The organism is Nonomuraea sp. NPDC026600, assembly GCF_040638335.1.
Classification (GTDB): Bacteria; Actinomycetota; Actinomycetes; order Streptosporangiales; family Streptosporangiaceae; genus Nonomuraea.
Genome location: NZ_JBEZYD010000008.1, coordinates 247711 through 272419, shown reverse-complemented (window position 1 = coordinate 272419; position 24709 = coordinate 247711). Strand labels below are relative to the sequence as shown.

Annotated in this window: 4 protein-coding genes; all 4 read right to left on the bottom strand. The window is 73.8% G+C overall.

The window, feature by feature from the left end:
• Nucleotides 1–89 precede the first annotated feature (89 nt).
• The 4 genes from AB0F17_RS21340 to AB0F17_RS21325 are packed head-to-tail and all read right to left on the bottom strand — an operon-like array spanning nt 90 to nt 24488.
• Nucleotides 90–4856, bottom strand: a complete 4767-nt coding sequence (locus tag AB0F17_RS21340; protein ID WP_358025401.1) for an SDR family NAD(P)-dependent oxidoreductase — start codon at nt 4854–4856, stop codon at nt 90–92.
• Between the two features lie 32 nt (nt 4857–4888).
• Entirely contained in the window at nt 4889–10339 is a 5451-nt protein-coding gene (locus tag AB0F17_RS21335; RefSeq protein ID WP_358025399.1) for an SDR family NAD(P)-dependent oxidoreductase, read from the bottom strand.
• Nucleotides 10340–10366: 27 nt separating this feature from the next.
• Nucleotides 10367–15883 carry a type I polyketide synthase gene (locus tag AB0F17_RS21330; RefSeq protein WP_358025397.1) on the bottom strand — a complete coding sequence of 1839 codons (5517 nt, stop codon included), beginning with the start codon at nt 15881–15883 and terminating at the stop codon, nt 10367–10369.
• Nucleotides 15873–24488 (bottom strand): SDR family NAD(P)-dependent oxidoreductase, encoded by an 8616-nt coding sequence (locus AB0F17_RS21325; protein ID WP_358025395.1) that lies wholly within the window; start codon nt 24486–24488, stop codon nt 15873–15875. The genes AB0F17_RS21330 and AB0F17_RS21325 overlap by 11 nt, the downstream gene beginning before the upstream one ends.
• Nucleotides 24489–24709 lie beyond the last annotated feature (221 nt).

Below are 24709 nucleotides of genomic sequence, written 5' to 3'. Positions count from 1 at the left end.
CCGGCTCCATCTCGGCCTCGTCGCGGCCGTCAACTCCGACTTCAACTCCGACTTCAACTGCGGTCCCGTCCGTGACCTCATCCGTGGCCTCATTTCCGCGGGCCGGAACGGGCGCGGCGGCGGCGCTGCCCCCGAGCCGAGCTGGTGGTGAGCGCCTGCCGGGTGCCGCCGTCGTCGTCCCCCGAGCGCTCCAGAGCCGCCGCGAACTCCGCGACCGTGGGGTGTTCGAACAGCACCGCGGGCGCGATGGGCACGCCGAGCTCCTTCTCGATGGCGAGCACCATGGCCATGCCGACCAGGGAGTTCCCTCCGAGGTCGAAGAACGGGTCGTGCACGCCGACCTGCTCGATGCCCAGGTAGGCGCCCCACAGATCGGCGATCTTGGTCTCGGTCTCGGTCCTGGGCACCACGAACTCGGTCCGCAACAGCGGCCTCGGGAACCGCTCCCCACGAGGCGCCGCCGCCGCACCGACCAGCGCGTCGAGGTCGAACATGGCCGACCAGTCCCGCAGGACGTCCCGCAGCGGCTGGCGCGCGGCCAGGACGCTGCCGTGGCCGCCGGTCACGAGCCGGTCGAGGAACGCGCACCCCGCCTCCTCGGCGAAGCCGTACCTCTTCCGGTAGGCGGTCACGCGCTGGGTCAGGCTGGAAGCGCCCTTCAGGGACTCGACCTGCCAGTCGTCGTGCTGCCACGTCCCCCAGGCGACCGACACCACCCTGGTGGACGGCGCGCTCGCCGCCAGTGCCTCGCCGTACGCGTCGAGCACGGTGTTGGCGGCGCAGTAGTCGCCCTCGCCGATGCCGCCGAACGCGGTCACCGCGGAGGAGTACAGGACCAGCAGTTCGGGCCGCTCTCCGGCGGGCGTACCCGGGCCGACCAGCTCGGCGAGCGGCCCCATCGCCAGGACCTTGGGCGCGAGCACCGCACCCGCCTCGGCCACGGTCCGGCGCTGCACCATCCCACCCGCCGGTACGCCGGCCGCGTGGACCACACCGGTCAACACGCCGAAGTGCTCCCGGCACCGCCGCAACGCCCCCCGCAACTCATCGGGAACACCGACGTCGGCGGTCAGCAACAACACCTCGGCCCCAGCCGCCTCCAACTCGGCGACGTCTTTCAGACTCCGCGCCACCTTGCCGCCCGGCTCGGCGGTGCCTTTCAGGGCGGTACGCCCCACCAGGGCGAGCCGTCGTACTCCGGCGCGTACCAGGTGCTTGGCCAGGCCCATGCCGAGTCCTCTGGCGCCACCGGTGATCAGGTAGACGCCGTCGGCCCGCCACGGGCTGCCGACCGGCTCGCCCTGGGCCGGGACCTCGCCCCAGCTCTTCACCCAGCGACGACCCCGCCGCCACCCGGCCAGCCGGTCGTGCGTCTCGTCCGGCTCCCTGAGCAGCTCGTGGACGAGCTGCCCGGCCACCTGCCCGCCGTCCTCCGGGTCGAGGTCGACGCCGTTCCAGGTCAGTCCGGCGTACTCGTGGTGCGCCGCCCGTCCAAGCCCGTGCGTCACCGCCCGGTACGGCGCGAGCGCGTCGCCACCGAGGATCTCGGCGGCCCCTCGGGTGACCGTCAGCAGCCGCACCCCCTGGCGCGCGGGCAGCTCACCCAGCGCCTGTACGGCCAGCAGCAGGCTGTCGAACCCGTGCCCGATGGCGCCCCGCAGTTCCTCATCGGTGGCGTACACCGGGGTGACAGCCGTCGCGAGCTGGCTCCACAGGTGGACCACGTGCACCGGCCCCGGCTCCGTGACAGCGGCGAACACCTGGGCGTAGTGCCCGGGCACGGCGGGGTCGATGACGATGCGGCGCCCGTCCCGCCGCAGCCCCGTCCCGGCCACCACCTCGACCACCTGGCTCCCGGCCGCGGCGACCAGCTCGGCGAGCGCCTCACCGACCCCCTCCGAATCGGCGAAGACCACCAACGGCCCACCCAGCCGTACGGCATCCACCCGACGGTGCGCCGGAACGGGGCGGGTGGTGTCCTGTTGCCAGATCGGGGCGAAGGCGAAGTCGGCCGGCTTGGTGGGGCGGTCGGGGCGCGGGACGTCCCGGCCCTGGTCCGGCCAGAAGCGGGTGCGCTGGAAGGGGTACGCGGGCAGGTCCACGAGGCGGGCCTCGGCGGGGCGGGTGAGCTCCCAGTTCAGCGTGACGCCCAGCTCCCACAGCCGCCCGCACGCCTCCAGCAGCTCGGCGCGGGCGTCCCGGCGCTCCCCCGCCGTCCACAGCGGCGGCAGAGTCCCGAGTACGGTGGCCGGCCGGTCGGACAGGTTCTGCCGGACCAGCCCGCCGAGGGTCTGGCCGGGGCCGATCTCGACGAAGGCGTCCACTTCCTGCGCGACGCAGTGCCGTACGGCGTCGGCGAACCGCACCGGACTGACCAGCTGATCGGCCCAGTACTGGGAACTGGTGGCCTGCTCGGCGGTCAGCGCGACGCCGGTGAGGTTGGACACGATCGTGGTGGCCGGGACCTGACGCGGCACCGAGTCGAGCAGCGCGGCCAGCTTCTCCCGGGCGGGCTGGAGCAGCGACGAGTGGAACGCGTGCGCGGACCGCAGCGGCCGGCAGGCGACGCCCTCGGCGGTGAGGCGGCGGGTCACGGTCTCGATGTCGCCGGGGAGCCCGCTGAGCACGGTCATCGAGGGCCCGTTGAGCGCCGCGACGTCGACCTCGGTCTCGGTGCCGGTGAGCAGTTCCCGGACGCGGTCCTCGCCCGCGGCGACGGCGACCATGCGGCCCGCCGGCGCGGCGGCGATCAGGCGGGCTCGTTCGGCCACCACGTACAGGGCGTCTTCCAGGGTGAACACGCCGCCCAGACAGGCCGCGACGTATTCGCCGAGGCTGTAGCCGATGAGCATGTCCGGGGTGACGCCCCAGTGGGACAGGAGCCGGGCCAGGGCGTACTCGATGGTGAAGAGGTACGGGTGCGCGATCTCGGCGTGGCTGAGCGGGTCGTCGGCCCGGTCGGGTCTTGGGCCGTCGCGGCCGAGCAGGCCCGCGAGGCCGGTGGGGGCCGCGGGCTCGTCCTGCCCGTCGGTGGAGAAGAGCGGTCGCAGGTCCACGCCGCAGCGCTCGGCGGCCAGCTCAACGCATCGGTCGACCGCCTCGGCGTAGACGGGCTCGGTACGGTACAGCTCCCGGCCGAGGCCCGCGTATTGGTCGCCGACGCCGGGCAGCAGGAACGCGACCCGGGGACGGCCCTTCACCCGGTGCACGCCGCCCTCGGTGGCGACGCGGCCCAGCAGGCGGGCGGCGTCCTGGAGGTCGGCGCAGACCAGCGCGCGCCGGTGGTCGTGCTCGGCACGACCGGCCTGCAGCGTACGGGCCACATCGGCCAGGGCCGACTCCGGCCGGGCCACCAGCGTGGCGGCCAGCCGTCCGGCGTGCTCGCGCAGAGCGGCGTCACTGGCCGCCGACACGGGCAGCACCAGCGCCTGAGTACCCCCTTCGGTGACGGAAGAAGCGGTGCTGGGGTCGGGGGCGGATTCCAGGATGACGTGGGCGTTCGTGCCCGACCAGCCGAACGAGCTCACCCCCGCCAGCCGCGGCCCCGCCCCCGCGAACACCTGCGGCGCCCCCGCCACCGGCACGACCGTCCCGTCCTCCGGGATCGCCGCGGCCGGCTCGGACAGGTGCAGGTTCGGCGGGATCAGTTCGTTCTCCAGCACCAGGACCGTCTTGATCAGCCCGGCCACCCCGGCGGCCGCCTGGGTGTGCCCGATGTTGGTCTTCACCGCGCCGACCCTCAGCGGTCGCTCGGCGGGGCGGGCGCCGAAGACGTCGTGCAGCGCCGACAGCTCGATGGCGTCGCCCAGGTGGGTGCCCGAGCCGTGCGCCTCCACGTACGAGATGTCCTCGGGGGTGACCCGCGCGGCGGCCAGGGCGCGGCCGATCACGTCGACCTGGGCGCTCCGGCTGGGTGCGGTGAGGCCGTTGCTGCGTCCGTCCTGGTTGACGGCCGAGCCGCGGATCACCGCGCGGATGCGCCGGCCGTTCTGGAGGGCCTTGGACAGCGGCTCCAGCACCACCACGCCGCCGCCCTCGCCCATGACGTAGCCGTCGGCGCTCGCGTCGAACGTCTTGCACTTCCCGTCCGCGCACAACATCGACGCCGCGCACGCCTGGATGAAGGTGCTCGGGTGGAAGGTCATCGACGCCCCGGCGGCGATCGCGAGGTCGCATTCGCCGCGCCGCAGCGCCTCCGCCGCGAGGTGGACCGCGATCAGTGAGGAGGAGCACGCCGTGTCGACGGCCAGCGTGGGGCCGCACAGGTTCAGCAGGTACGCGATGCGCCCGGCGGCGACGCTCATGGACGAGCCCTGGCCGAGGTACGGGTCCGCGAGCGCCTCCGCGCCGTGCCGTTCGAGCTGGAGCCGGCCGTACTGGAGGCTGTCCATGTAGCCGACCATCACGCCGGTGCGGCTACCCGACAGGCGCGACGGCGGTGCGCCCGCGTCCTCCAGGCCCTCCCAGGCCAGTTCGAGCAGGAGGCGCTGCTGCGGGTCCATCCGCAGGGCCTCGCGCGGCGAAAGGCCGAAGAACTCGGCGTCCCATCCGGCGATGTCCGGCAGGAAGGAGCCGTACCTGGTGTACATGCCGCCGGCGGCATGCGGGTCGGGGTCGTAGTAGTCGTCGATGTCCCACCGTGAGGATGGCACTTCGGTGACCGCGCTGCCGCCGTCGCGCAGCAGGTTCCAGAAGCCCTCGACCGTGTCGCCGCCGCCGGGGTAGCGGCAGGCCATGCCGATGATCGCGATGGGCTCGTGCTGACGATCTTCGGCCTCGGCGAGGCGGCGGCGCGTCTGGGTCAGTTCGACGGTCACGCGCTTGAGGTAGTCGCGCAGTTTGTCCTCGGTCGCCATCGGACGAGCCTTTCCGGTAACGAGAGTCATGGTCAGAGTTCGTTGTCGATGAGCGCGAAGATCTCTTCATCGGTCGCGGAGTCGATCTTCTCCGCCGCGCCGTTCATGCCGGTGGGGTCGGCTCCGAGCCTGGTCAGGGCACTCTGCAGGATCGGGATGAGCGTGCCGCGGATGCGCTCGGCGTCGCCGTTGGCGCGGGCGAGCGTCGACTCGACCCGTTCCAGCGCCTCGCGCAGCGTGTCCTCCGCCGAAGGGGCCGCCGGCGCGAGCCTCCTGAACAGGTAGTCGGCCAGCGTGGTCACGGTCGGGTGGTCGAAGACCAGGGTCGCGGGCAGTCGCAGCCCGGTGTCGGCGTTGAGCCGGTTGCGCAGCTCGACGGCGGTCAGCGAGTCGAAGCCGAGCGTGTTGAACGCGCTGCCGACGTCGACCGCGTCCACGGTGTCGTGCGCGAGCACGGAGGCGACGTGCGCGCGGATGATGTCGGTGATCAGCCTGCGGGCGTCGCTCTCGGACAGGCCGGGCAGCCGGGCCGCGAGCCCGGCCGTTCCCGCGTTCTGCCCGGATCCGGTACGGCGCGGCGCGCGGACCAGGCCGCGCAGCAGGGGTGGCAGGTCACCCGCCGCGGCCCTGGCCCGCAGCCCGGGACCGTCCCAGCCGGAGGCGACAACGAGGGGTTCGTCCCCGCCGAGCGCCGCGTCGAACAGCTCCAGCCCCTGCTCCACGGTCAGCGGCGCGGCTCCCGCGCGGGCCAGGCGGGCGGTGTCGGCCGCCGTCAGCGCGCCGGTCATACCGGAGCCGGTGGCCCATAGCCCCCAGGCCACCGACACCGCGGGCAGGCCGAGCCCACGCCGGTGCGCGGCCAGCACGTCGAGGAACGCGTTCGCGGCGGCGTAGTTGCCCTGCCCGGCATTGCCCAGCACACCCGCCAGCGACGAGAACACCACGAACGAGGTGAGCGGAAGACCGCGGGTCAGCTCGTGCAGGTGCCACGCGGCGTCCGCCTTCGGGGCGAACACCGTCTCCAGCTTCCGCTCCGACAGTCCCTCCAGGGTGGCGTCGTCCAGGACGCCGGCGGTGTGGACCACGCCGGTCAGCGGCCGGTCCTCGGGGACCGAGGCCAGCAGTACGGCCAGGGCGTCGCGGTCCGACACGTCGCAGGCCGTCACCGTGACCCTCGCGCCGAGGCCTTCCAGGCTCGACACCAGCGCGCCCGCCCCCGGCGCGCCGGACCCGCGCCGCGACACCAGCACCAGATCCCGCACCCCGTGCCGCTCCACCAACCGCCGCGCCACCAGAGCACCCAGACCGCCGGTCCCACCGGTCACCAGCACGGTCCCGGCGCCCCGGGGAGAACCGGCCGTCAGCACCGTGCCGGCCGGGCGGCGGGTCAGGCGGGGTGCCAGTGCCACTCCGTCGCGGATCGCCACCTGCGGCTCCCCGGCCTCGATCGCCGCCGCCACCAGGTCCCAGTCAGTGGCGCCCGCTTCCGCGTCCACCAGCGCGAACCGCCCAGGCTGTTCGGCCTGCGCCGACCGGACGAGGCCCCAGACGGCCCCGGCCGCCACGCCCGCGGCGTCGACGCCGTCCGCGGCGAAGACCCCCTGGGTCACGAACACGAGCCGGGCCCGCGCGTCGGCCGGCCAGCTCCGCAGCAGCCCCAGCACCCGGCCGAACAACTCCCGCGCCCCCGCGGTGACGCTCGCGGCAGTGGCCACGCACCGCACCGCGACGAAGTCCGCCGCGAAGCCCGCTCCCAACGCCGCCGGAGCTCCTGGCCCGTCCGAATCCGCCGAAGCGCCCGCCGCCTCTGCCACCACCGACAGGCCGTCGTCATCCAGCCAGACCCAACGCGGCGCACCGGCCTCCGGCCGTGCCGCGCCGAGCTCCACGGGCACCTTCACCCAGTCCAGCCCCTGCGCGACCACGGCCGCCGACGGCGACGCCTCGGCCGGTACGGCCCTGGCCCGCAGCGACTCGATCGACAGCACCGCCCGGCCGGAGACGTCGGCCGCCTCCACCACGGCGTCGTCGCCCACCCATGCCAGCCGCACCCGCAAGACCGAAACCCCTGGCACACCCAGCCGCACCCCCCGGAACACGAACGGCAGCCGCACGTCCCCCGAGCCCGCGCCCCCGAGCAGCAGCGGATGGAACGCCGCGTCGAGCACCGCCGGATGCATCCCGTACCCGTCGAGCTCCAGCCCGTCCGGCGCCACGACTTCCGCGAACAGCTCCTCGTCCCGCCGCCACACCGCACGCACGCCCTGGAACGCCGGACCGTACTCATAACCGGAGTCCGCCAGCCGCTCATAGCCGCCCTCGACGTTCACCGGCGACGCATCCGCAGGAGGCCAGGCGGTGGCCCAGGCGCACTCCCCGCCGGACTCCGCCGCCTCGACGAGCGTGCCCGACGCATGCCGTACCCACTCGGAATCGGACCCGGCGGAAAAAACGGTCAGCGCCCGCCGGCCCGCGGCGTCCGGCGGGCTCACCGTGATCTGCAGCCCGACCTCACCCGTACCGGACAGGACGAGCGGCGCCTCCAGCGTGAGCTCCTCCAGTAGGTCGCAGCCCGCGACCGCCGCCCCCTCCAACGCCAGCTCGACGAACGCGGCCCCCGGCAGCAGCACGCCCCCGGAGACGGAGTGGTCGGCGAGCCATGGCAGCGCGGCCGTCGACAGCCGCCCGGTGAGCAGGAACCCTTCGTCGGCCACGGGAACCACGGCGGTCAGCAGCGGATGCCGCGAGCCGCCGGCGTGCGCGCGCCGCTCCGTGCTCTTGAGCCAGTACGTACGCCGGTCGAAGGCATAGGTCGGCAGATCCACCTGCCGATACGGCACATCCGCCAGCACCGCCCGCCACTCGACCTCGGCCCCGAGCACGTACGCCTGAGCCAGCGCGGCCAGGAACCGGCGCCGGTCACCCGCGCCGCGACGCAGCGACCCGCAGACCCCGGCGGTGATGCCCGCCTCGTCGCAACTGTCCTCGATGTCGCCGCCGAGCACGGGATGCGGGCTGACCTCGACGAACAGCGGCGTCCCGAACGACGCGAACGCCCCGATGGACTCGCGGAACAGGACGGGATTGCGCAGGTTGTCGTACCAGTAGTCGGCATCCAGCCCGGCCGGCTCGACGAACGTCCCGGCCATGGACGAGCAGAAGGCCACGTCCGTCGCCTGCGGCGCGATGCCGGCCAGGGTGGCGAGCAGTTCCTCCCGCAGCGCCGCCATGTGCGGGGTGTGCGAGGCGTAGTCGACGGCGATCCGGCGTACCCGGACCGTCTCGCCCCAGGCCGCGGCGGCCTCGTCGAGCGCGTCCACGTCTCCCGCCACGACCGTGCCGGCGGGGCCGCTGTGCACGGCCACCCACAACCGGTCCGCCCACGGCTCCAGCCGGACCTCCTCCGCCGGGAGCGCGACGGCGAGCATGCCACCCGTGCCACCCAGCCTGACCAGCGCCTTGCTGCGGAGCACGACCACCTTCGCCGCGTCGTCGAGCGTCAACGCCCCCGCCACGCAGGCCGCCGCGATCTCCCCCTGCGAGTGGCCCACCACCGCCGCCGGCTCCACCCCCAGCGACCGCCAGAGCTCCGCCAGCGACACCATCACCGCGAACAACACCGGCTGAATGACGTCCGAACCCGCCAACTCGCCCGCCCGCAGGGCCGCCACGACCGACCAGCCCGTGTACGGCATCAGCGCCTCGTCACACCGGCCCATCCACTCGCGGAACACCTCGCTGGAGTCCAGCAGCTCAACGGCCATCCCCGCCCACTGCGACCCCTGCCCCGGAAAGACGAACACCGGCCGCGCCTCCGGCAGCGCCGTACCGCTGATCACCGCTGCGTGCGGCTCACCCAAGGCCAGCGCCGACAGGCCCGCCACCAGCTCGTCCCGGTCCGCGGCCACCACCACCGCGCGGTGCGCGAACCGCGCCCGCCGAGCGAGTACGGCTCCCGCGACGGCCAGATCCTCATCAGCCGCGGTGGCCGCGTACGTGCCCAAACGGCCCGCCTGCGCATGTAACGACATTTCCGTTTTGGCGGACAACGCCCACACCAGCGGGCCATCCACCGCCACAGGTTCGGGCACCACCTCCGGCGCCTGCTCCAAGATGACATGGGCGTTCGTCCCACTGATGCCGAACCCCGAGACCGCGGCCCGCATCGGCCGGTCCGAGACCGGCCAGGCCACAGCCTCCGTCAGGAGTTCCACGGCCCCGGCCGACCAGTCGGCGTGCGGGGTCGGCTCGTCCACGTGCAAGGTGGCCGGCAGGGTCCGGTGTTCCAGCGCCTTCACCATCTTGATCACCCCGGCGACCCCGGCGGCGGCCTGGGTGTGGCCGATGTTCGACTTCACCGAGCCGAGCCGCAGGGGGCGGTCCGCCGGCCGGTCCTGCCCGTAGGCGGCGATGATCGACTCGGCCTCGATCGGGTCGCCGAGCCGGGTGCCGGTGCCGTGGGCTTCCACGGCGTCGACGTCGCGGGGTTCGAGCCGGGCGTCGGCCAGCGCCTGCCGGTACACCTCCCGCTGGGCCTGGCCGCTCGGCGCCGTCAGGCCGTTGCTGGCGCCGTCCTGGTTGACGGCCGAGCCGCGGACCACCGCGAGGATCCTGCGGCCGTTGCGTTCCGCGTCCGACAGCCGTTCCAGCAGGATCACGCCGGCGCCCTCCGCCCAGGCGGCGCCGTCGGCGGCGGCCGAGAACGCCTTGCACCGGCCGTCGGGCGACAGAGCCTGCTGCCGCGAGAACTCCACGAACGGGTCCGGCGCCGCCATCACCGTCACGCCGCCGGCCAGCGCCAGCGAGCACTCACCGCGCCGCAGCGCCTGAACCGCCAGGTGCACGGTGACCAGCGACGACGAGCAGGCGGTGTCCAGCGTGACGGCCGGACCCTCCAGCCCGAAGGTGTACGACACCCGCCCCGACAGGATGCTCGGCGTGCTGGAGGTGAGCAGCGTGCCCTCGACGAACTCGGGGATGGCGCCGAGATAGCGGTCGGCGTAGTACTCGTACATGGTTCCCGCGTAGACACCGGTCCTGCTGCCGCGCAGCGCGTCCGGATCGAGTCCGGCCCGCTCGAACGCCTCCCAGCTCACCTCCAGGAACAGCCGGTGCTGCGGGTCGGTGGCCAGCGCGCCGCGCGGGCTCATCCCGAAGAAGGGCGCGTCGAAGTCGCCCGCGTCGTACAAGAAACCGCCATGCCGCGTGTACGACTTGCCGAACGCGTCGGGAGCCGGGTCGTACAGGGCATCGACGTCCCAGCCTCGATCGGCGGGGAACTCACCGATCGCGTCCACTCCGGAGGACACCACCTCCCACAGATCCTCAGGCGCGGCCACGCCACCCGGATAGCGGCAGGCCATCCCGATGATCGCGATGGGCTCGTGGCGACGGTCTTCGATCTCGGCGAGGCGGCGGCGTGTCTGGGTCAGTTCGACGGTCACGCGCTTGAGGTAGTCGCGCAGTTTGTCCTCGGTCGACATCTGTCGCCTTTCGCAGGTATCGGGGGTCTACAGTGCGTTGTCGATAAGTGCGAAGATCTCTTCGTCGGAGGCGGAGCCGATCTTCTCCACCACGCCGTCGCCCTCGTTCTGACCGGCGCCGAACCTGGTCAGGGCGCTCTGCAAAATGGCGACGAGCTTGCCGCGGACGGCCTCGGCGTCGCCGTTGGCGCTGGTGAGCATGGTCTCGACCCGTTCGAGCGCGCCGCGCAGCGTGTCCTCGGGCGACGGCGCCGCAGGAGCGAGGGTCTTGTAGAGGTGGTCGGCCAGCGACGTGACCGTGGGGTGGTCGAAGACCAGGGTCGCGGGCAGCCGCAGCCCGGTGTCGGCGTTGAGCCGGTTGCGCAGTTCCACGGCGGTCAGCGAGTCGAAGCCGAGCTCGTTGAACGCCCGGTCCACGTCGACGGCGGCCGCGCTGCCGTGTGCCAGTACGGCGGCCACATGCCCGCGCACCAGATCGGCGACCAGCCGCCGGGCGTTGGCCTCGGTCATGCCGGCCAGCCGCTCCGTCAGCGCGCCCGCTCCCCCAGCCGCGCCCGCCGTCGCGCCGGCCGTCCGGCGCGACGCGCGGACCAGGCCGCGCAGCATCGGCGGCAGGTTTCCCGCCTCGGCCCTGGCGCGCAGCCCGGCCGTCTCCCACTTCGTCGCGACGACCAGCGGCTCGGGCGCTTCGAGCGCGGCGTCGAACAGGGTCAGTCCCTGCTCCACGGTCAACGGCGCGATGCCGGAGCGGGCCAGCCTGGCCGTGTCGGCCGCCGAGAGCGTGCCGCCCATGCCCGAGCCGGTGTCCCACAGCCCCCAGGCCACGGACACCGCGGGCAGGCCGAGCCCGCGCCGGTGCGCCGCCAGGGCGTCCAGGAACACGTTCGCCGACGCGTAGTTGCCCTGCCCGGCGTTGCCCAGCACACCCGCCAGCGACGAGAACAGGACGAACGAGGTCAGCGAGACGTCCCTGGTCAGTTCGTGCAGGTGCCACGCCGCGTCGGCCTTCGGCGCGAACACCGCGTCGAGCCGCTCCACCGACAGCCCCTCGACCGTGGCGTCGTCCAGCACGCCCGCCGTGTGCACCACGGCCGTCAGCGCCGGAACCGATCCCAGCAGTACGGCCAAGGCGTCGCGGTCCGACACGTCGCAGGCGGCCGCCGTGACCCTCGCGCCGAGGTCTTCCAGGCTCGACACCAGCGTGGTGGCTCCGGGCGCGTCAAGCCCGCGCCGCGACACCAGCACCAGATCCCGCACCCCGTGCCGCTCCACCAGCCGCCGGGCGACCAGAGCACCCAGACCACCGGTCCCACCGGTCACCAGCACCGTGCCGTGGGAAGAACCGGCCGGTGAGCCGTTCGCCCCGCTCGCACCGGCTGAGGAGCCGTTCGCGCCGCCCGCACCGGCCGGGACGCCGATCTCCCTGCGCGCCAGTCGCGGGACGAGCACCTTCCCCTCGCGTACGACCAACTGCGACTCACCCGCCGCGACGGCCGCGGCCACCAGCTTCCAGGCGGAGAAGCCCGCCTCCACGTCCACCAGCACGAACCGATCGGGGTGCTCGGCCTGCGCCGATCGCACCAGCCCCCAAGCCGCCGCGGCCACCACGCTCCCGGCCCCGCCACCGGCGGGGTCGAAGACGCCCTGGGTCGCGAACACCAGCCGGCTCCCGGCGAACCGCTCCTCGGTCACCCACCGCCGCACCAGCCCGAGCACCCGCCCGGTCAGCTCGCGCACCGCCACGGGCACCGCTCCCGGAGCCGCCGCCAGCGGGACGACCACGACGTCCGGCACCGGCTCCCCGTCACCGACCCCGTCGAGATCCAGGTACGCGTCCAGCCCCGGCACCGACTCCCCGGCCGAGACCCACCGGGTGCCGTCGTCGGCCGGTTCGACGGTGACCTCGGTCCAGTCGACGCCGTACGGCACGGGGTCCGTACGGCGGCCGGCCGTACCGGACAGCGAGGCCGCCGGGACGGTGCGGACCCGCAGCGACTCCATCGAGAAGACCGGACGGCCCGCGGCGTCGGCGGCCTCAATGGCCGCTCCGGCCTGCGACAGGCGGACCCGCAGCGCCCTGGCCCCGGCGGCGGCCAGCCGCACACCGCGAAACTCGAACGGCAGCCGCAGCTCGTCACTCGGGTCGGCGATCAGCATCGGGTGGAACATCGCGTCGAAGAGCGCGGGATGCAGCCCGAACCCGGCCACGTCCACGTCGTCGGCCAGCGCGACCTCGGCGAACAGCTCCTCGCCCTGACGCCACACCGCGCGCACGCCCTGGAACGCGGGCCCGTAGTCGTAGCCCGCGTCGGCCAGCCGCTCGTAGGCCCCCTCGACGTCGACCGGCGACGCACCGACGGGCGGCCAGGACACCGCCCAGGCGAGCACGCCCTTGCCGGGGTTCGGGCCCACACCGAGCACGCCCGACGCGTGGCGGGTCCACGCGGCCTCGGGCTCGCCCGCCGGACGCGAGTAGATCCGCACTGGCCGGGAGTCGCCGTCCTCCGGCCGCCCGACGACGACCTGTACGTCCATGGCGCCCTGCTCGGCCAGCACCAGCGGCGCCTCGAACATCAGCTCCTCGACGAGATCACACCCGAGCTGCCCGCCCGCCTCCAGGACGAGATCCACGAGCGCGGCGCCGGGCAGCACGGCCGCCCCGAGCATCACGTGATCGGCCAGCCAAGGCGCGTCACCCTGCGACAGCCGCCCGGTCAGCACCATCGTCCCGTCGTCGGCCACGTCCACGGCCGCCCCCAGGAGCGGGTGGCCGACCTGGCGCAGCCCGGCCGCCGAGACGTCGGTGGCGCGGGCGGGCGGGGCGAGCCAGTACCGCTCCCCCTCGAACGCGTACGTCGGGAGGTCCACGGTCGCCCCGCCGCCGAACAGCGCCGCCCAGCCGACGGCCACTCCCGCCACGCACGCCCGCGCGAGACAGCCGATCAGCGCGTCAGGCTCGGCGAGCTGCTTCCTGTGCAGGGCGAGGATCGGGGTGTCCGGCGCGGTGACGCACTCGTGCGCCATGCCGGAGAGCACCGCGGCCGGGCCCACCTCCAGGTACGTGTCCACGCCGTCGGCTTCGAGCCGGCCGATCGTGGCGTGGAACATGACGGCCCGGCGGATCTGCTCCAGCCAGTAGCCGGGCTCGGCCCAGGAGCCGTCGGGGAGGTTGGGTGCGTACGGGATGCGCGGCTCGTGGAACTCCACGCCCGCCAGCTCGGTGGCGAACTCCGCCAGCATGGGCTCCATCAGCGGCGAGTGGAAGGCGTGGCTGACCGCCAGCCGCCTGGTCCGCCGGCCGAGCTCGCGCCAGTGCTCGGCGACCGCCAGGCACGGCTCCTCCGCGCCGGAGACGACCACACTCGCCGGCCCGTTGACGGCGGCGACGGACACCAGGTGTTCCTGTCCGGCCAGCGTCGGCACCACCTCTTCGGCGGTCGCCTCGATCGCGACCATCGCGCCCGGCGTGTCGAGCTCCTGCATCAGGCGGGCGCGCGCGGTGATGAGCCGGGCGGCGTCCGTCAGCGACCACACCCCGGCGAGGTGCGCGGCCGCGAACTCGCCCACCGAGTGCCCGGCCACGTGGTCGGGCGTCACGCCGAGCGCCGCGAGCAGCCGGACGGCGGCCACCTCGAAGGCGAACAGCGCCGGCTGGGTGTAGCGGGTCTCGTTCAGCAGGTCCGCCTCGGGCGTGCCGGGCTCGGCCCATACGATCTCGCGCAGCGGCCGGTCGAGGTGCTCGTCGAGCGCCGCCCAGACCTCGTCGAGCGCTTCGGCGAAGACCGGGGACGCGGCGGCCAGCTCACGGCCCATGCCGAGCCGCTGCCCGCCCTGGCCGGTGAACAGGTAGGCGAGCTTGGGCTTCTCCCGGGCGGCGCCCTCGATCACCTCGGCCACCGGGCGGCCGGCCAGGAAGTCGCCGAGCCGGGCGGCCAGGGCGTTTCGGTCGTCGCCGAGGATGACCGCGCGGTGCTCGAACAGCGACCTGCCGGTGACCAGGGAGCGGGCCACGTCCGCCGGTTCGGGGGCGTCGGCCGCGGTGACGAGTTCGTGCAGGCGGGCGGCCTGCGCACGTAACGACCGGCCGCTGCGGGCGCTGATCACCCAGGCTGGCGGGCCTTGCACGGCCGGCGGCACCTGGTCCGTACGCGGGCTCTCCTCGGCCTCCTCGATGACCAGGTGCGCGTTCGTACCGCTGATGCCGAAGGACGAGACGCCGAACCGGCGCGGCTGTTCGCCGCGCGCCCACTCCCTGGCCTCGGTCAGCAGCCGCACGCCGCCGGCCGACCAGTCGACGTGCGGGGTCGGCTCGTCCACGTGCAGGGTGGGCGGCAGCACGCCGTGCCGCATCGCCATCACCATCTTGATCACACCGGCGACGCCGGCGGCGGCCTGGGTGTGGCCGATGTTCGACTTGACCGAGCCGAGCCAGAGCGGGCGGTCGGCGGCGCGGTTGCGTCCGTACGTGGCCAGCAGCGCCTGGGCCTCGATGGGGTCGCCCAGCTTGGTGCCGGTGCCGTGCGCCTCCACGGCGTCGACGTCCCGCGTGTCGAGCCGGGCGTCGGCCAGTGCCTGCTGGACCACGCGCTCCTGGGAGGGGCCGTTCGGGGCGGTGAGCCCGTTGCTGGCGCCGTCCTGGTTGACGGCCGAGCCGCGGATCACCGCGTGGATCCGCCGGCCGTTGCGCCGCGCGTCCGACAGCCGCTCCAGCACCAGTACGCCGACGCCCTCCGACCAGGCGGCGCCGTCGGCCGAGGAGGAGAACGACCTGCACCGGCCGTCCGGCGACAGCGCCCGCTGCCGCGAGAACTCGATGAACGGGTCCGCCGTGGCCATCACGGTCACGCCGCCCGCCAGCGCCAGCGAGCACTCGCCGCGCCGCAGCGCCTGAACCGCCAGGTGCATCGCCACCAGCGACGACGAGCAGGCCGTGTCGACGGAGATCGCCGGGCCCTCCAGGCCGAACGTGTACGAGACCCGCCCGGACAGCACGCTGGAGGCGCTGGAGACCATCAGGACGCCCTCGACCGACTCCGGCACGGCGCCGCCGGTGTAGCGCAGCGAGTAGTCGTTGTACATGTTGCCCGCGTACACACCGGTCTGGGTGCCCCGCAGCGTGACCGGGTCGATCCCGGCCCGCTCGAACGCCTCCCAGCTGGTCTGCAGGAACAACCGGTGCTGCGGGTCGGTGGCCAGCGCGCCACGCGGGCTCAAACCGAAGAAGGGCGCGTCGAAGTCGCCGGCGTCGGGGAGAAAACCGCCCTGCCGGGTGTACGACCGGCCGAGCGCCTCCGGATCCGGGTCATAAAGGTTCTCGTCCCAGCCCCGGTCGGTGGGGAAATCACTGATCGCGTCCACACCGGAGGCCACCAGGTCCCACAGGTCCTCGGGCCCCGCGACCCCGCCCGGGAACCGGCACCCCATCCCGACGATCGCTATGGGCTCGTGGCGACGGTCTTCGACCCCGGTCAGGCGCTGCCGAGTCTCGGTGAGCTCGACGGTCACCCGCTTCAGGTAATTACGCAGCTGTTCCTCAGTCGCCATGGTCGGGCCTTTCCAGAGAGGACCTCAGAGGAGACGTCATTGTTTGGTCGTCGATCAACGCGAAGATCTCCTCGTCCGAGGCGGAATCGATCTTCTCCGCGGCGCCGTTGGACCCGGCTCCGAACCTGGTCATCAGGCCGGCGCCGAACCTGGTGACGGCGCTCTGCGCGATGGCGACGAGCTTGCCGCGGATGGCCTCGGCGTCGCCGTGCGCGCCGGTCAGCATCGACTCGACCCGTTCGACCGCCCCACGCAGCGTGTCCTCGGGCGACGGGGCGGCGGGGGCGAGGGTACGGAACAGGTACTCGGCCAGTGCCGTGACCGTGGGATGGTCGAACACCAGGGTCGCGGGCAGCCGGAGCCCGGTGTCGCTGTTCAGCCGGTTGCGCAGCTCCACCGCGGTCAGCGAGTCGAAGCCGAGCTCGTTGAAGGCCCGGTCCATCTCCACGTTGCCGACGCTGCCGTGCGCCAGGACCGCCGCGACGTGCGAGCGGACCAGGTCCGCCAGGTGAACGCGCGCCTCGGCCTCCGCCATCTTGGCCAGCCGCTCGGCCATGCCCGCCCGGCCCGCCGCCGTGGGGGTGCTCGCGGTGTTCGCCGCGCTCGCCGTACGTTTCGCCGTACGGACCAGGCCGCGCAGCACGGACGGCAGCTCGCCCGCCTCGGCCCTGGCGCGCAGCCCGGCGGTGTCCCACCTGGCGGCGACGACCAGCTCCGCCGGAGCGGTGATCGCGCTGTCGAAGAGCTCCAGCCCCTGCTCGGCGGTCAGCGGCGCGATGCCCGACCGGGCCAGCCTGGCCGTGTCGGCCGCCGACAGGGCCCCGGTCATGGTGCTGTCCGCGGTCTCCCACAGACCCCAGGCCACCGACACGGAGGGCAGGCCCAGGCCGCGCCGGTGGGCCGCCAGGACGTCCAGGAACACGTTGGCGGCGGCGTAGTTCGCCTGGCCCGCGTTGCCGATCACGCCCGCCACGGAGGAGAACGTCACCAGCGGCACATCCGGCACCAGCTCGTGCAGGTACCAGGCGGCATCGGACTTCGGGGCGAACACCGAGTCGAGCCGCTGCGCCGACAACCCCTCCACCGTGGCGTCGTCGAGCACGCCCGCCGTGTGCACCACGGCCGTCAGCGCCGGAATCGACCCCAGCAGTACGGCCAGGGCGTCGCGGTCCGACACGTCGCACGCCACCACGGTGACCCGCGCGCCGAGCGCCTCCAGCCGGGCCACCAGGTCGCCGCTCGCCTCCGGGCCGCGCCGGGAGGCCAGCAGAAGGTCCTTTGCGCCGTGCCGGTCCACCAGGCGGTGCGCGATCAGCGCGCCGAGGCTGCCGGTGCCGCCGGTCACCAGGACGGTCCCCGAACCGGCGTCGAACAGCTCGGGGGCGTCGGCCGTACGACGGATCAGCCGCGGGACCAGGACCTTCCCCTCGCGCGCCAGCAACTGCGACTCGCCGGCCGCGACCGCCGCCGCCACCAGTCCCCAGTCGGCGCTCGCCGCGTCCACGTCCACCAGCACGAACCGCCCGGGATGCTCGGCCTGCGCCGACCGCACCAGCCCCCACACCGGCCCGGCCACCACGCCCGCGAGGTCGGTTCCGCCGGCCCTGAACACGCCCTTGGTCACGAACACCATCCGGCACCCGGCGAACCGCTCGTCCCCCACCCAGCCCTGCACCAGGTCGAGCGCCTGGTAGATGCCGTCGCGCACGCCGTAGGGCACGTCGTCGGCGTCGGCCTCGGGCAGGTACGGCACCAGGACGGTGCTCGGCATGTCCCCGACGGTCATCTCGGTCAGGGACGCGAGGTCGTAGTACCGCGCCGCGTCCACCGCCGCGCCGATCTCGTCGGCGAACTCGTCGTACCCCACCACGGCCCAGCGCTGCTCGGCCGGGTCCATGGCGGACACCGCGAGGTCGATCCAGTCGAGCGTGTACGAGGTTGCGTCGGACGGCGCGCGCGTGGCGGCGCCGTGCCTCGGCACCGGGCGCAGGGTCAGCGCGTTCACCCCGGCGATGCGGTCGCCCGCTCCGTCGTGGATGTCCAGCGACACCCGGTCGCCTTCCCCGGCCACGATCCGCACCCGCAGCGTCTCGGCGCCGAGCGCGGACACCCGCACGCCGCTCCACGCGAACGGCAGCAGCAGCGCCCCCGTGTCCTCGGCCGACTCCAGCACCAGCAGGTGCAGCGCCGCGTCCAGCAATGCCGGGTGCAGCGTGAACAGACCCGCGTCCGTCCGGACCGGCTCCGGCAGCGCCACCTCGACGTAGGCGTCACCGCCCACCCGCCAGGCCGCGCGCAGCCCCTGGAAGGCGGGGCCGTACTCGTAACCCCGCTCCGCGAGCCGCTCGTAGGCGTCGTCCAGGTCGATCGCCACGCCGTCCACGGGCGGCCAGGCGGTCAGGCGCTCGCCGTCTGCGGTCAGGCGCTCGCCGGCCGTGGGCGGGGCGACGGCCAGCGTGCCGGTGGCGTGGCGCGTCCACCTGGCCTCGTCGTCGTCCGCCGTTCTGCCGTACACGGTGAGGCCACGGCGGCCCTCGGCGCCGGCGCCGCCGACCGCGAGCTGCACCTGGACCGCGCCCGTCTCGGGCAGCGGCAGGGGCGCCTCCAGTGTCAGCTCCTCGATCTCGTCACACCCGGCCGTGGCGGCGGCCTCCAGGGCCAGCTCGACGAACGCGGTGCCCGGCAGCAGTACGCCGCCGTCCACGGCGTGGTCGGCCAGCCACGGCAGCGCGCCGCGCGACAACCGCCCGGTGAGCAGGAACCCGTCGTCCCCCGCGACGGGCACGACCGCGTCGAGCATCGGGTGCCGCGGGCCGCGGACCTGGCGGGTCTCGCTGATCCAGTACCTGGTGTGCTCGAACGGATAGGTCGGCAGGTCCACATGATGGCGAGGGACCGGACCGACAGCCGCCCAGTCCACGTCGGCGCCCGACACGTACGCCTGGGCCGCCGCGACCAGCAGGCGCCGCCAGTCGCCGTCGTCCCGCCGGAGCGTCCCGGTGGCGCCGCCGGGGGTGCCCGCGGCCGCCAGGGTGTCCTGGATGTGACCGGTCAGCACGGGATGCGGGCTGACCTCGATGAACAGCGGTGCGCCGTCCCCGGCGAACGCCCTGATCGCCTGCTCGAAACGTACGGGACTGCGAAGGCTGCGGAACCAGTAGCCGGCGTCCAGCCCGGCCGGCTCGACGAACGTCCCGGCCATGGACGAGCAGAAGGCCACGTCCGTCGGCCGCGGCGCGACCTCGGCCAGGGTGGCGAGCAGCTCGTCGCGGAGCACCTCGACGTGGGGGGTGTGCGAGGCGTAGTCGATCTCGATCTTCCGCACGCGTACGGTCTCGCCGCACGCCGCCGCGAACTCGTCGATCGCGTCCAGATCCCCGGCGACCACCGTACTGGCGGGCCCGCTGTGCACGGCCACCCACAGCCGGTCCGCCCACGGCTCCAGCCTGATCTCCTCGGCGGGCAGCGCGACGGCGAGCATGCCGCCGGTGCCGCCCAGCTTGGCGATCGCCTGGCTGCGGAGCACGACCACCTTCGCCGCGTCGTCGAGCGTCAACGCCCCGGCGACACAGGCCGCCGCGATCTCCCCCTGGGAGTGCCCCACCACCGCCGCCGGGTCCACGCCCAGCGACCGCCAGACCTGCGCCAGCGACACCATGACCGCGAACAGCGCGGGCTGGACAGCGTCCGAGCCCGTCAGCTCACCTGTCCGCAGGGCCGCCACGACGGACCAGCCGGTGTACGGGATGAGCGCCTCGTCGCAGCGGTTCATCCACTCGCGGAACACCTCGCTGGAGTCCAGCAGATCAACCGCCATCCCCGCCCACTGCGACCCCTGCCCCGGGAAGACCAACACCGGGCGGACATCCGGCAGCACCGTGCCGCTGGTCACGGCCGCGTGCGTTTCGCCCTCCGCAAGGGCCGTCAGGCCCGCCACCAGCTCGTCCCGATCCGTGGCGACCACGACCGCCCGGTGCGCGAACCCCGCCCGCCGGGCCAGCTGGTGTCCTGCGGCGGCCAGGTCGTCATGGGAGGCTTTGGCGGCGTACTCGCGCAGGCGGGTGGCATGCGCTTTCAGCGCGGCGGCCGACTTCGCGGACAACGCCCAGACCAGCGACATCCCGGACCGCCCCGCAACCGGCCGACCATCGGCCGCGCCCACCGCGTCTTCAGCGGCCTCCTCGCCTTTTACGCCCTTCGCAGCCGCCGTGAGGTCCGCCGCCTCCAGGGTCGCAGTCCCGGTTCCCGCGTACGCCGTCTCGAGGGCCTGTTCCAGGATCAGGTGGGCGTTCGTGCCGCTGATGCCGAAGCTGGAGACCGCAGCCCGTGTCAGCCGGTCATCACGCAGCTCGACCGGCTCGGTGAGCAGTCGTACCGCGCCACCGCTCCAGTCCACCTGCGAGGTGGACTCGTCGGCGTGCAACGTGCGCGGCAGCGTCCCGTGCCGCATCGCCATCACCATCTTGATGACGCCACCGACCCCGGCCGCGGCCTGGGTGTGGCCGACGTTCGACTTGAGGGAACCCAGCCAGAGCGGCCGTTCGGGATCGCGGCCCGCGCCGTACGCGGCGATGATCGACTCAGCCTCGATCGGGTCACCGAGCCGGGTGCCCGTGCCGTGCGCCTCCACCGCGTCCACCTCGGCGGCGGCGAGCCCGGCGTCGGCCAGCGCCTGCCGGATCACCTCCTGCTGGGCCTGGCCGTTCGGGGCGGTGAGGCCGTTGCTGGCACCGTCCTGGTTCACCGCGCCGCCACGGATCACGGCGAGCACCGGATGCCCCAGGCGGCGCGCATCGGACAGCCGCTCCAACAGCAGCATCCCGGCGCCCTCACCCCAGCCCGTGCCGTCCGCGCCCGCCGCGAACGCCTTGCACCGTCCATCGGGAGCCAGCCCCGACTGCCGGCTGAACTCGACGAAGATCCCCGGATTGGACATCACGGTCGCCCCACCGGCCAGTGCCAGCGAACACTCGCCGCGCCGCAACGCCTGCATCGCCAGGAAGATCGCCACCAGCGACGAGGAGCAGGCCGTGTCGGCGGTGATGGCGGGCCCACGCAGGCCCAGCGTGTACGCGATCCGCCCGGACGCGACGCTGAGCGCGGTCCCCGTCAGCAGGTGCCCGTCGACCGTCCCCGTGGACTGGTGCAACCGGGGCCCGTAGTCCGAGGCCATGGCACCCACGAACACGCCGGTAGCCGAGCCGCGCAGCCCGGCCGGGTCGAGCCCGGCCCGCTCGACGGCCTCCCAGCTGACCTCCATCAGCAACCGCTGCTGGGGGTCCATGGCGGTGGCCTCGCGCGGGCTGATGCCGAAGAACGCGGCGTCGAACCGGTCGGCGTCGTGCAGGAACCCGCCGTACCTGGTGTCGCTGGTGCCCGACCGGTCCGCCCCGGACGCGAACAACGTGTCCAGGTCCCAACCCCGGTTGACGGGGAACTCGGTGATCGCGTCGGTGCCGGTACGAACGAGCCGCCACAACTCCTCAGGCGAGTCCACCCCACCGGGATACCGGCACCCCATGGCCACGATGGCGACGGCGCCGGTGTCGTCGCCACCGCAGCCAGGCGCGTCGCCGACGTACGCGAGCGCGGTGAGGTCATCCTCCGGCGCGGCCGGGTCACCGTGGCGGCCGGCGGTCGACGGTACGGATCCCCCGTCGGCGAGGAGCGTCCGAAGGTGGGCGATCAGCAGATCGGGGGTCGGATGGTCGAACAGCAGGCTCGTCGGCAGCCGCAGCCCGGTCGCGCTCCGCAGCCGGTGCCTGAGGTCCTCCGCAGTGGCCGATTCGAGCCCGAGGTCCTTGAACGTCCGACTCGACTCCACACTCCCCGCGTCCTGGTGCCCGAGCAGCCCGGCCAGGACGGTCAGCACCAGCTCCCGCACCTCACGCCGCGAAAGCCCACTGCCCGCCGCCGTCCCCGCAGCAGCAGAACTGGACGCACCGGCGCCGTTGGAACCACTCGTCGCAGTGGCGCCGGAGCCGCCTGCCGGGGCGGTGCGTGCTGGCGAGCGGCGGGCGTCGCCCGGCAGTGACGGCCAGTGGCGTTCGCGCTGGAACGCGTACGTGGGCAGCTCAACCAGCTCCGCCCCCGCCACCTGGCCGGGCCCGGTCCAGTCGACGTCGGCCCCTCGCGTGTACGCCTCGGCGAGCGAGCGCCGGAACCGCTCCAGCCCGCCGTCACCCCGCCGCAGCGTCCCGATGACCGCGGCCTCCCGGTCCGCTTCCTCGGCCGTCTCCTCGATCCCGGCGCCCAGCACCGGATGCGGGCTGCATTCGACGAACAGGCCGCCCTGCTGGTCCAGCGCCCGCCGTGTCGCCTGCGCGAACCTGACCGGCTGCCGCAGGCTGCGATACCAGTAGCCGGCGTCGAGTTCGGCCGTGTCGATCGGCTCGCCGGTGAGCGTCGAGATGAACAGCGTCCCCGCGCTCACCGGCCGTACCGGGGCCAGCGCCGCCAGCACCTCGTCACGGATCTCCTCGACCTCGGCCGAGTGCGAGGCGTAGTCGACCGGGATGAGCCTGGTGCGGTACCCGTCGTCGGTGAGCCGCCGCCCCAGGTCGGCGAGCGCCTCGTGCCGCCCGGAGACGACCACGGACCGGGGCCCGTTGTAGGCGGCGATGGACACGTCCCCCGCCAGCGAGCGGATGGCCGACTCGACCACGTCCAGCGGGGCGGCGATCGACATCATCCCGCCGCGTCCGGTGATCCCGGCGATGGCGCGGCTGCGCAGGGCCACGACCCTGGCCGCGTCGGGCATGGACAGCGCGCCGACGACGGTGGCGGCCGCGATCTCGCCCTGCGAGTGGCCGATCACCATCTCGGGTTCGACGCCGTACGAGCGCCACAGCCCGGCCAGCGACACCATGACGGCCCACAGCGCGGGCTGCACCACGTCGACCCGGTCGAACCCGGGCCCACCCGGCGCCCCGCGCAGCACGTCGAGCAGCGCGTAGTCGACGAACGGTTCGAGCGCCCCCGCACACGCCTCGACATGCGCCGCGAACACCGGCGAACCGGCGAGCAGGTCACGGGCCATCTCCGGCCACTGCGACCCCTGCCCCGGAAAGACGAACGCCCGGCGACCACCGACCACGGACCCGGTGACCACAGACTCATCCAGCCGCCCGGCCGCCAGCGCGGCCAGCTCGGCGGGCCGATCGGGACCGAGCAGCACCGCCCGGTGCTCAAACACGGCCCGGCTACGCAAGAGCGCGAGCGCAACAGCACCAGGCTCGGATCCGGGGAGGTGGCCGACATGGGTGTCCAGGCGCTTGGCCTGAGCGCTGAGTGCCCCGGCCGTGCGGGCCGACAGCACCCAGGGCGTGTCCTCGCTCGCCGACCGCGGGGCGTACTCGCGTTGAGGAGCCTCGCCGAGCACCAGGTGGCAGTTGGTGCCGCCCATGCCGAACGAGCTGACGCCCGCGACGAGCGGCCGGTCGGCGCGTGGCCACGGGCGGGCGTCGCGCACGACCTCCAGCCCCAGCTCGTCGAGCGGGATGTCCGGGTTGGCCGTCTCGAAGTTCAGGCTCGGCGGCAGCTCGCGCCGCTCCAGGCTCAGCACGACCTTGACCAGCCCGGCGATCCCGGCGGCGCCTTCGAGATGCCCGATGTTGGTCTTCACCGACCCGACCAGCAACGGCGCTACACCATCCGCGCGATCGGGGCCGTAGGCGGCGCCGAGGGCGGTGGCCTCGATGGGGTCGCCGACTTTCGTGCCGGTGCCGTGCAGCTCGACGTACTGGACGTCGCCCGGCTCGACCCCGGCGCGCTCGCAGGCGAGCCGGATGACCTCCTCCTGCGCCCGTCCGCTCGGCACGGTGAGCCCGTCGCCGCCGCCGTCGTTGTTGACGGCGCCGCCGAGGATCACGCACCGGATCGCGTCGCCGTCGGCGAGCGCCGCCGACAGCGGCTTCAGGACGACGAGCGCCCCGCCCTCGCCGCGCACGTAGCCGTTGGCCCGGCCGTCGAAGACGTAGCAGCGCCCGTCCGGCGACAGCGCGCCGAAGTTGCCGATGGCGGCGGTGGTCTCGGCCAGCAGGTTGAGGTTCACGCCGCCGGCGAGCGCCAGCCCGGTCTCGCCGCGCCGCAGGCTCTCGCAGGCCATCTGTACGGCCAGCAGCGACGACGACTGCCCGGCGTCGAGCGTCAGGCTCGGCCCCCGCAACCCGAGGAAGTACGAGACACGGTTGGCGATGATCGCCCGGTTCGCCCCGGTATAGGCGTGCCGCCCGAGGCCATCGGCCCCCACCCGGTCCTGCAGCGCCGCGTAGTCGTTGGAGATCGCCCCCAGGAACACCCCCGCGCCGGTCCCGCTCAGCCGGGACGGCACCACCCGCGCGTTCTCCAGCGCCTCCCAGGCCAGCTCCAGTACGAGGCGCTGCTGGGGGTCCATCGCGGCGGCCTCGTTCGGCGAGATACCGAAGAAGGCGGCGTCGAAGCGGTCCACATCCGAGAGGAAGCCGCCACGGCGATACCCGGCGGCCGGACCGTCCGGCCACCGGCCCTCGGGCACGGCCGTCACGGCGTCCACGCCATCGCGCAGCAATTGCCAGAACCGTCCGGGATCGGCGGCCTGAGGGAGCCGGCAGGAAACGCCGACCACGGCGACGGGCTCGGCGGCAGATGAAACGCGACCGGTCCGCGGACGACCGGTCGCGCCGGCCGTCGTGCCGTTTAGCTGAATCGACTCACCAACCATCAATGCGCCACCTCAAGCTTCGGGCATCACCAACAAGACAGTGCCGGTTTCCATAAAGACGATCGCTTTGAATAGTTGCTGTGACCCTAATCGCAGCGCCGTTCCCGGGCCACGGCCGCGGGCTG

Excerpts from the sequence above, each read along its gene's own strand:
- AB0F17_RS21335 (WP_358025399.1), bottom strand. The coding sequence starts at position 10,339 with ATGTCGACCGAGGACAAACTGCGCGACTACCTCAAGCGCGTGACCGTC.
- AB0F17_RS21340 (WP_358025401.1), bottom strand. The coding sequence starts at position 4,856 with ATGGCGACCGAGGACAAACTGCGCGACTACCTCAAGCGCGTGACCGTC.
- AB0F17_RS21330 (WP_358025397.1), bottom strand. The coding sequence starts at position 15,883 with ATGGCGACTGAGGAACAGCTGCGTAATTACCTGAAGCGGGTGACCGTC.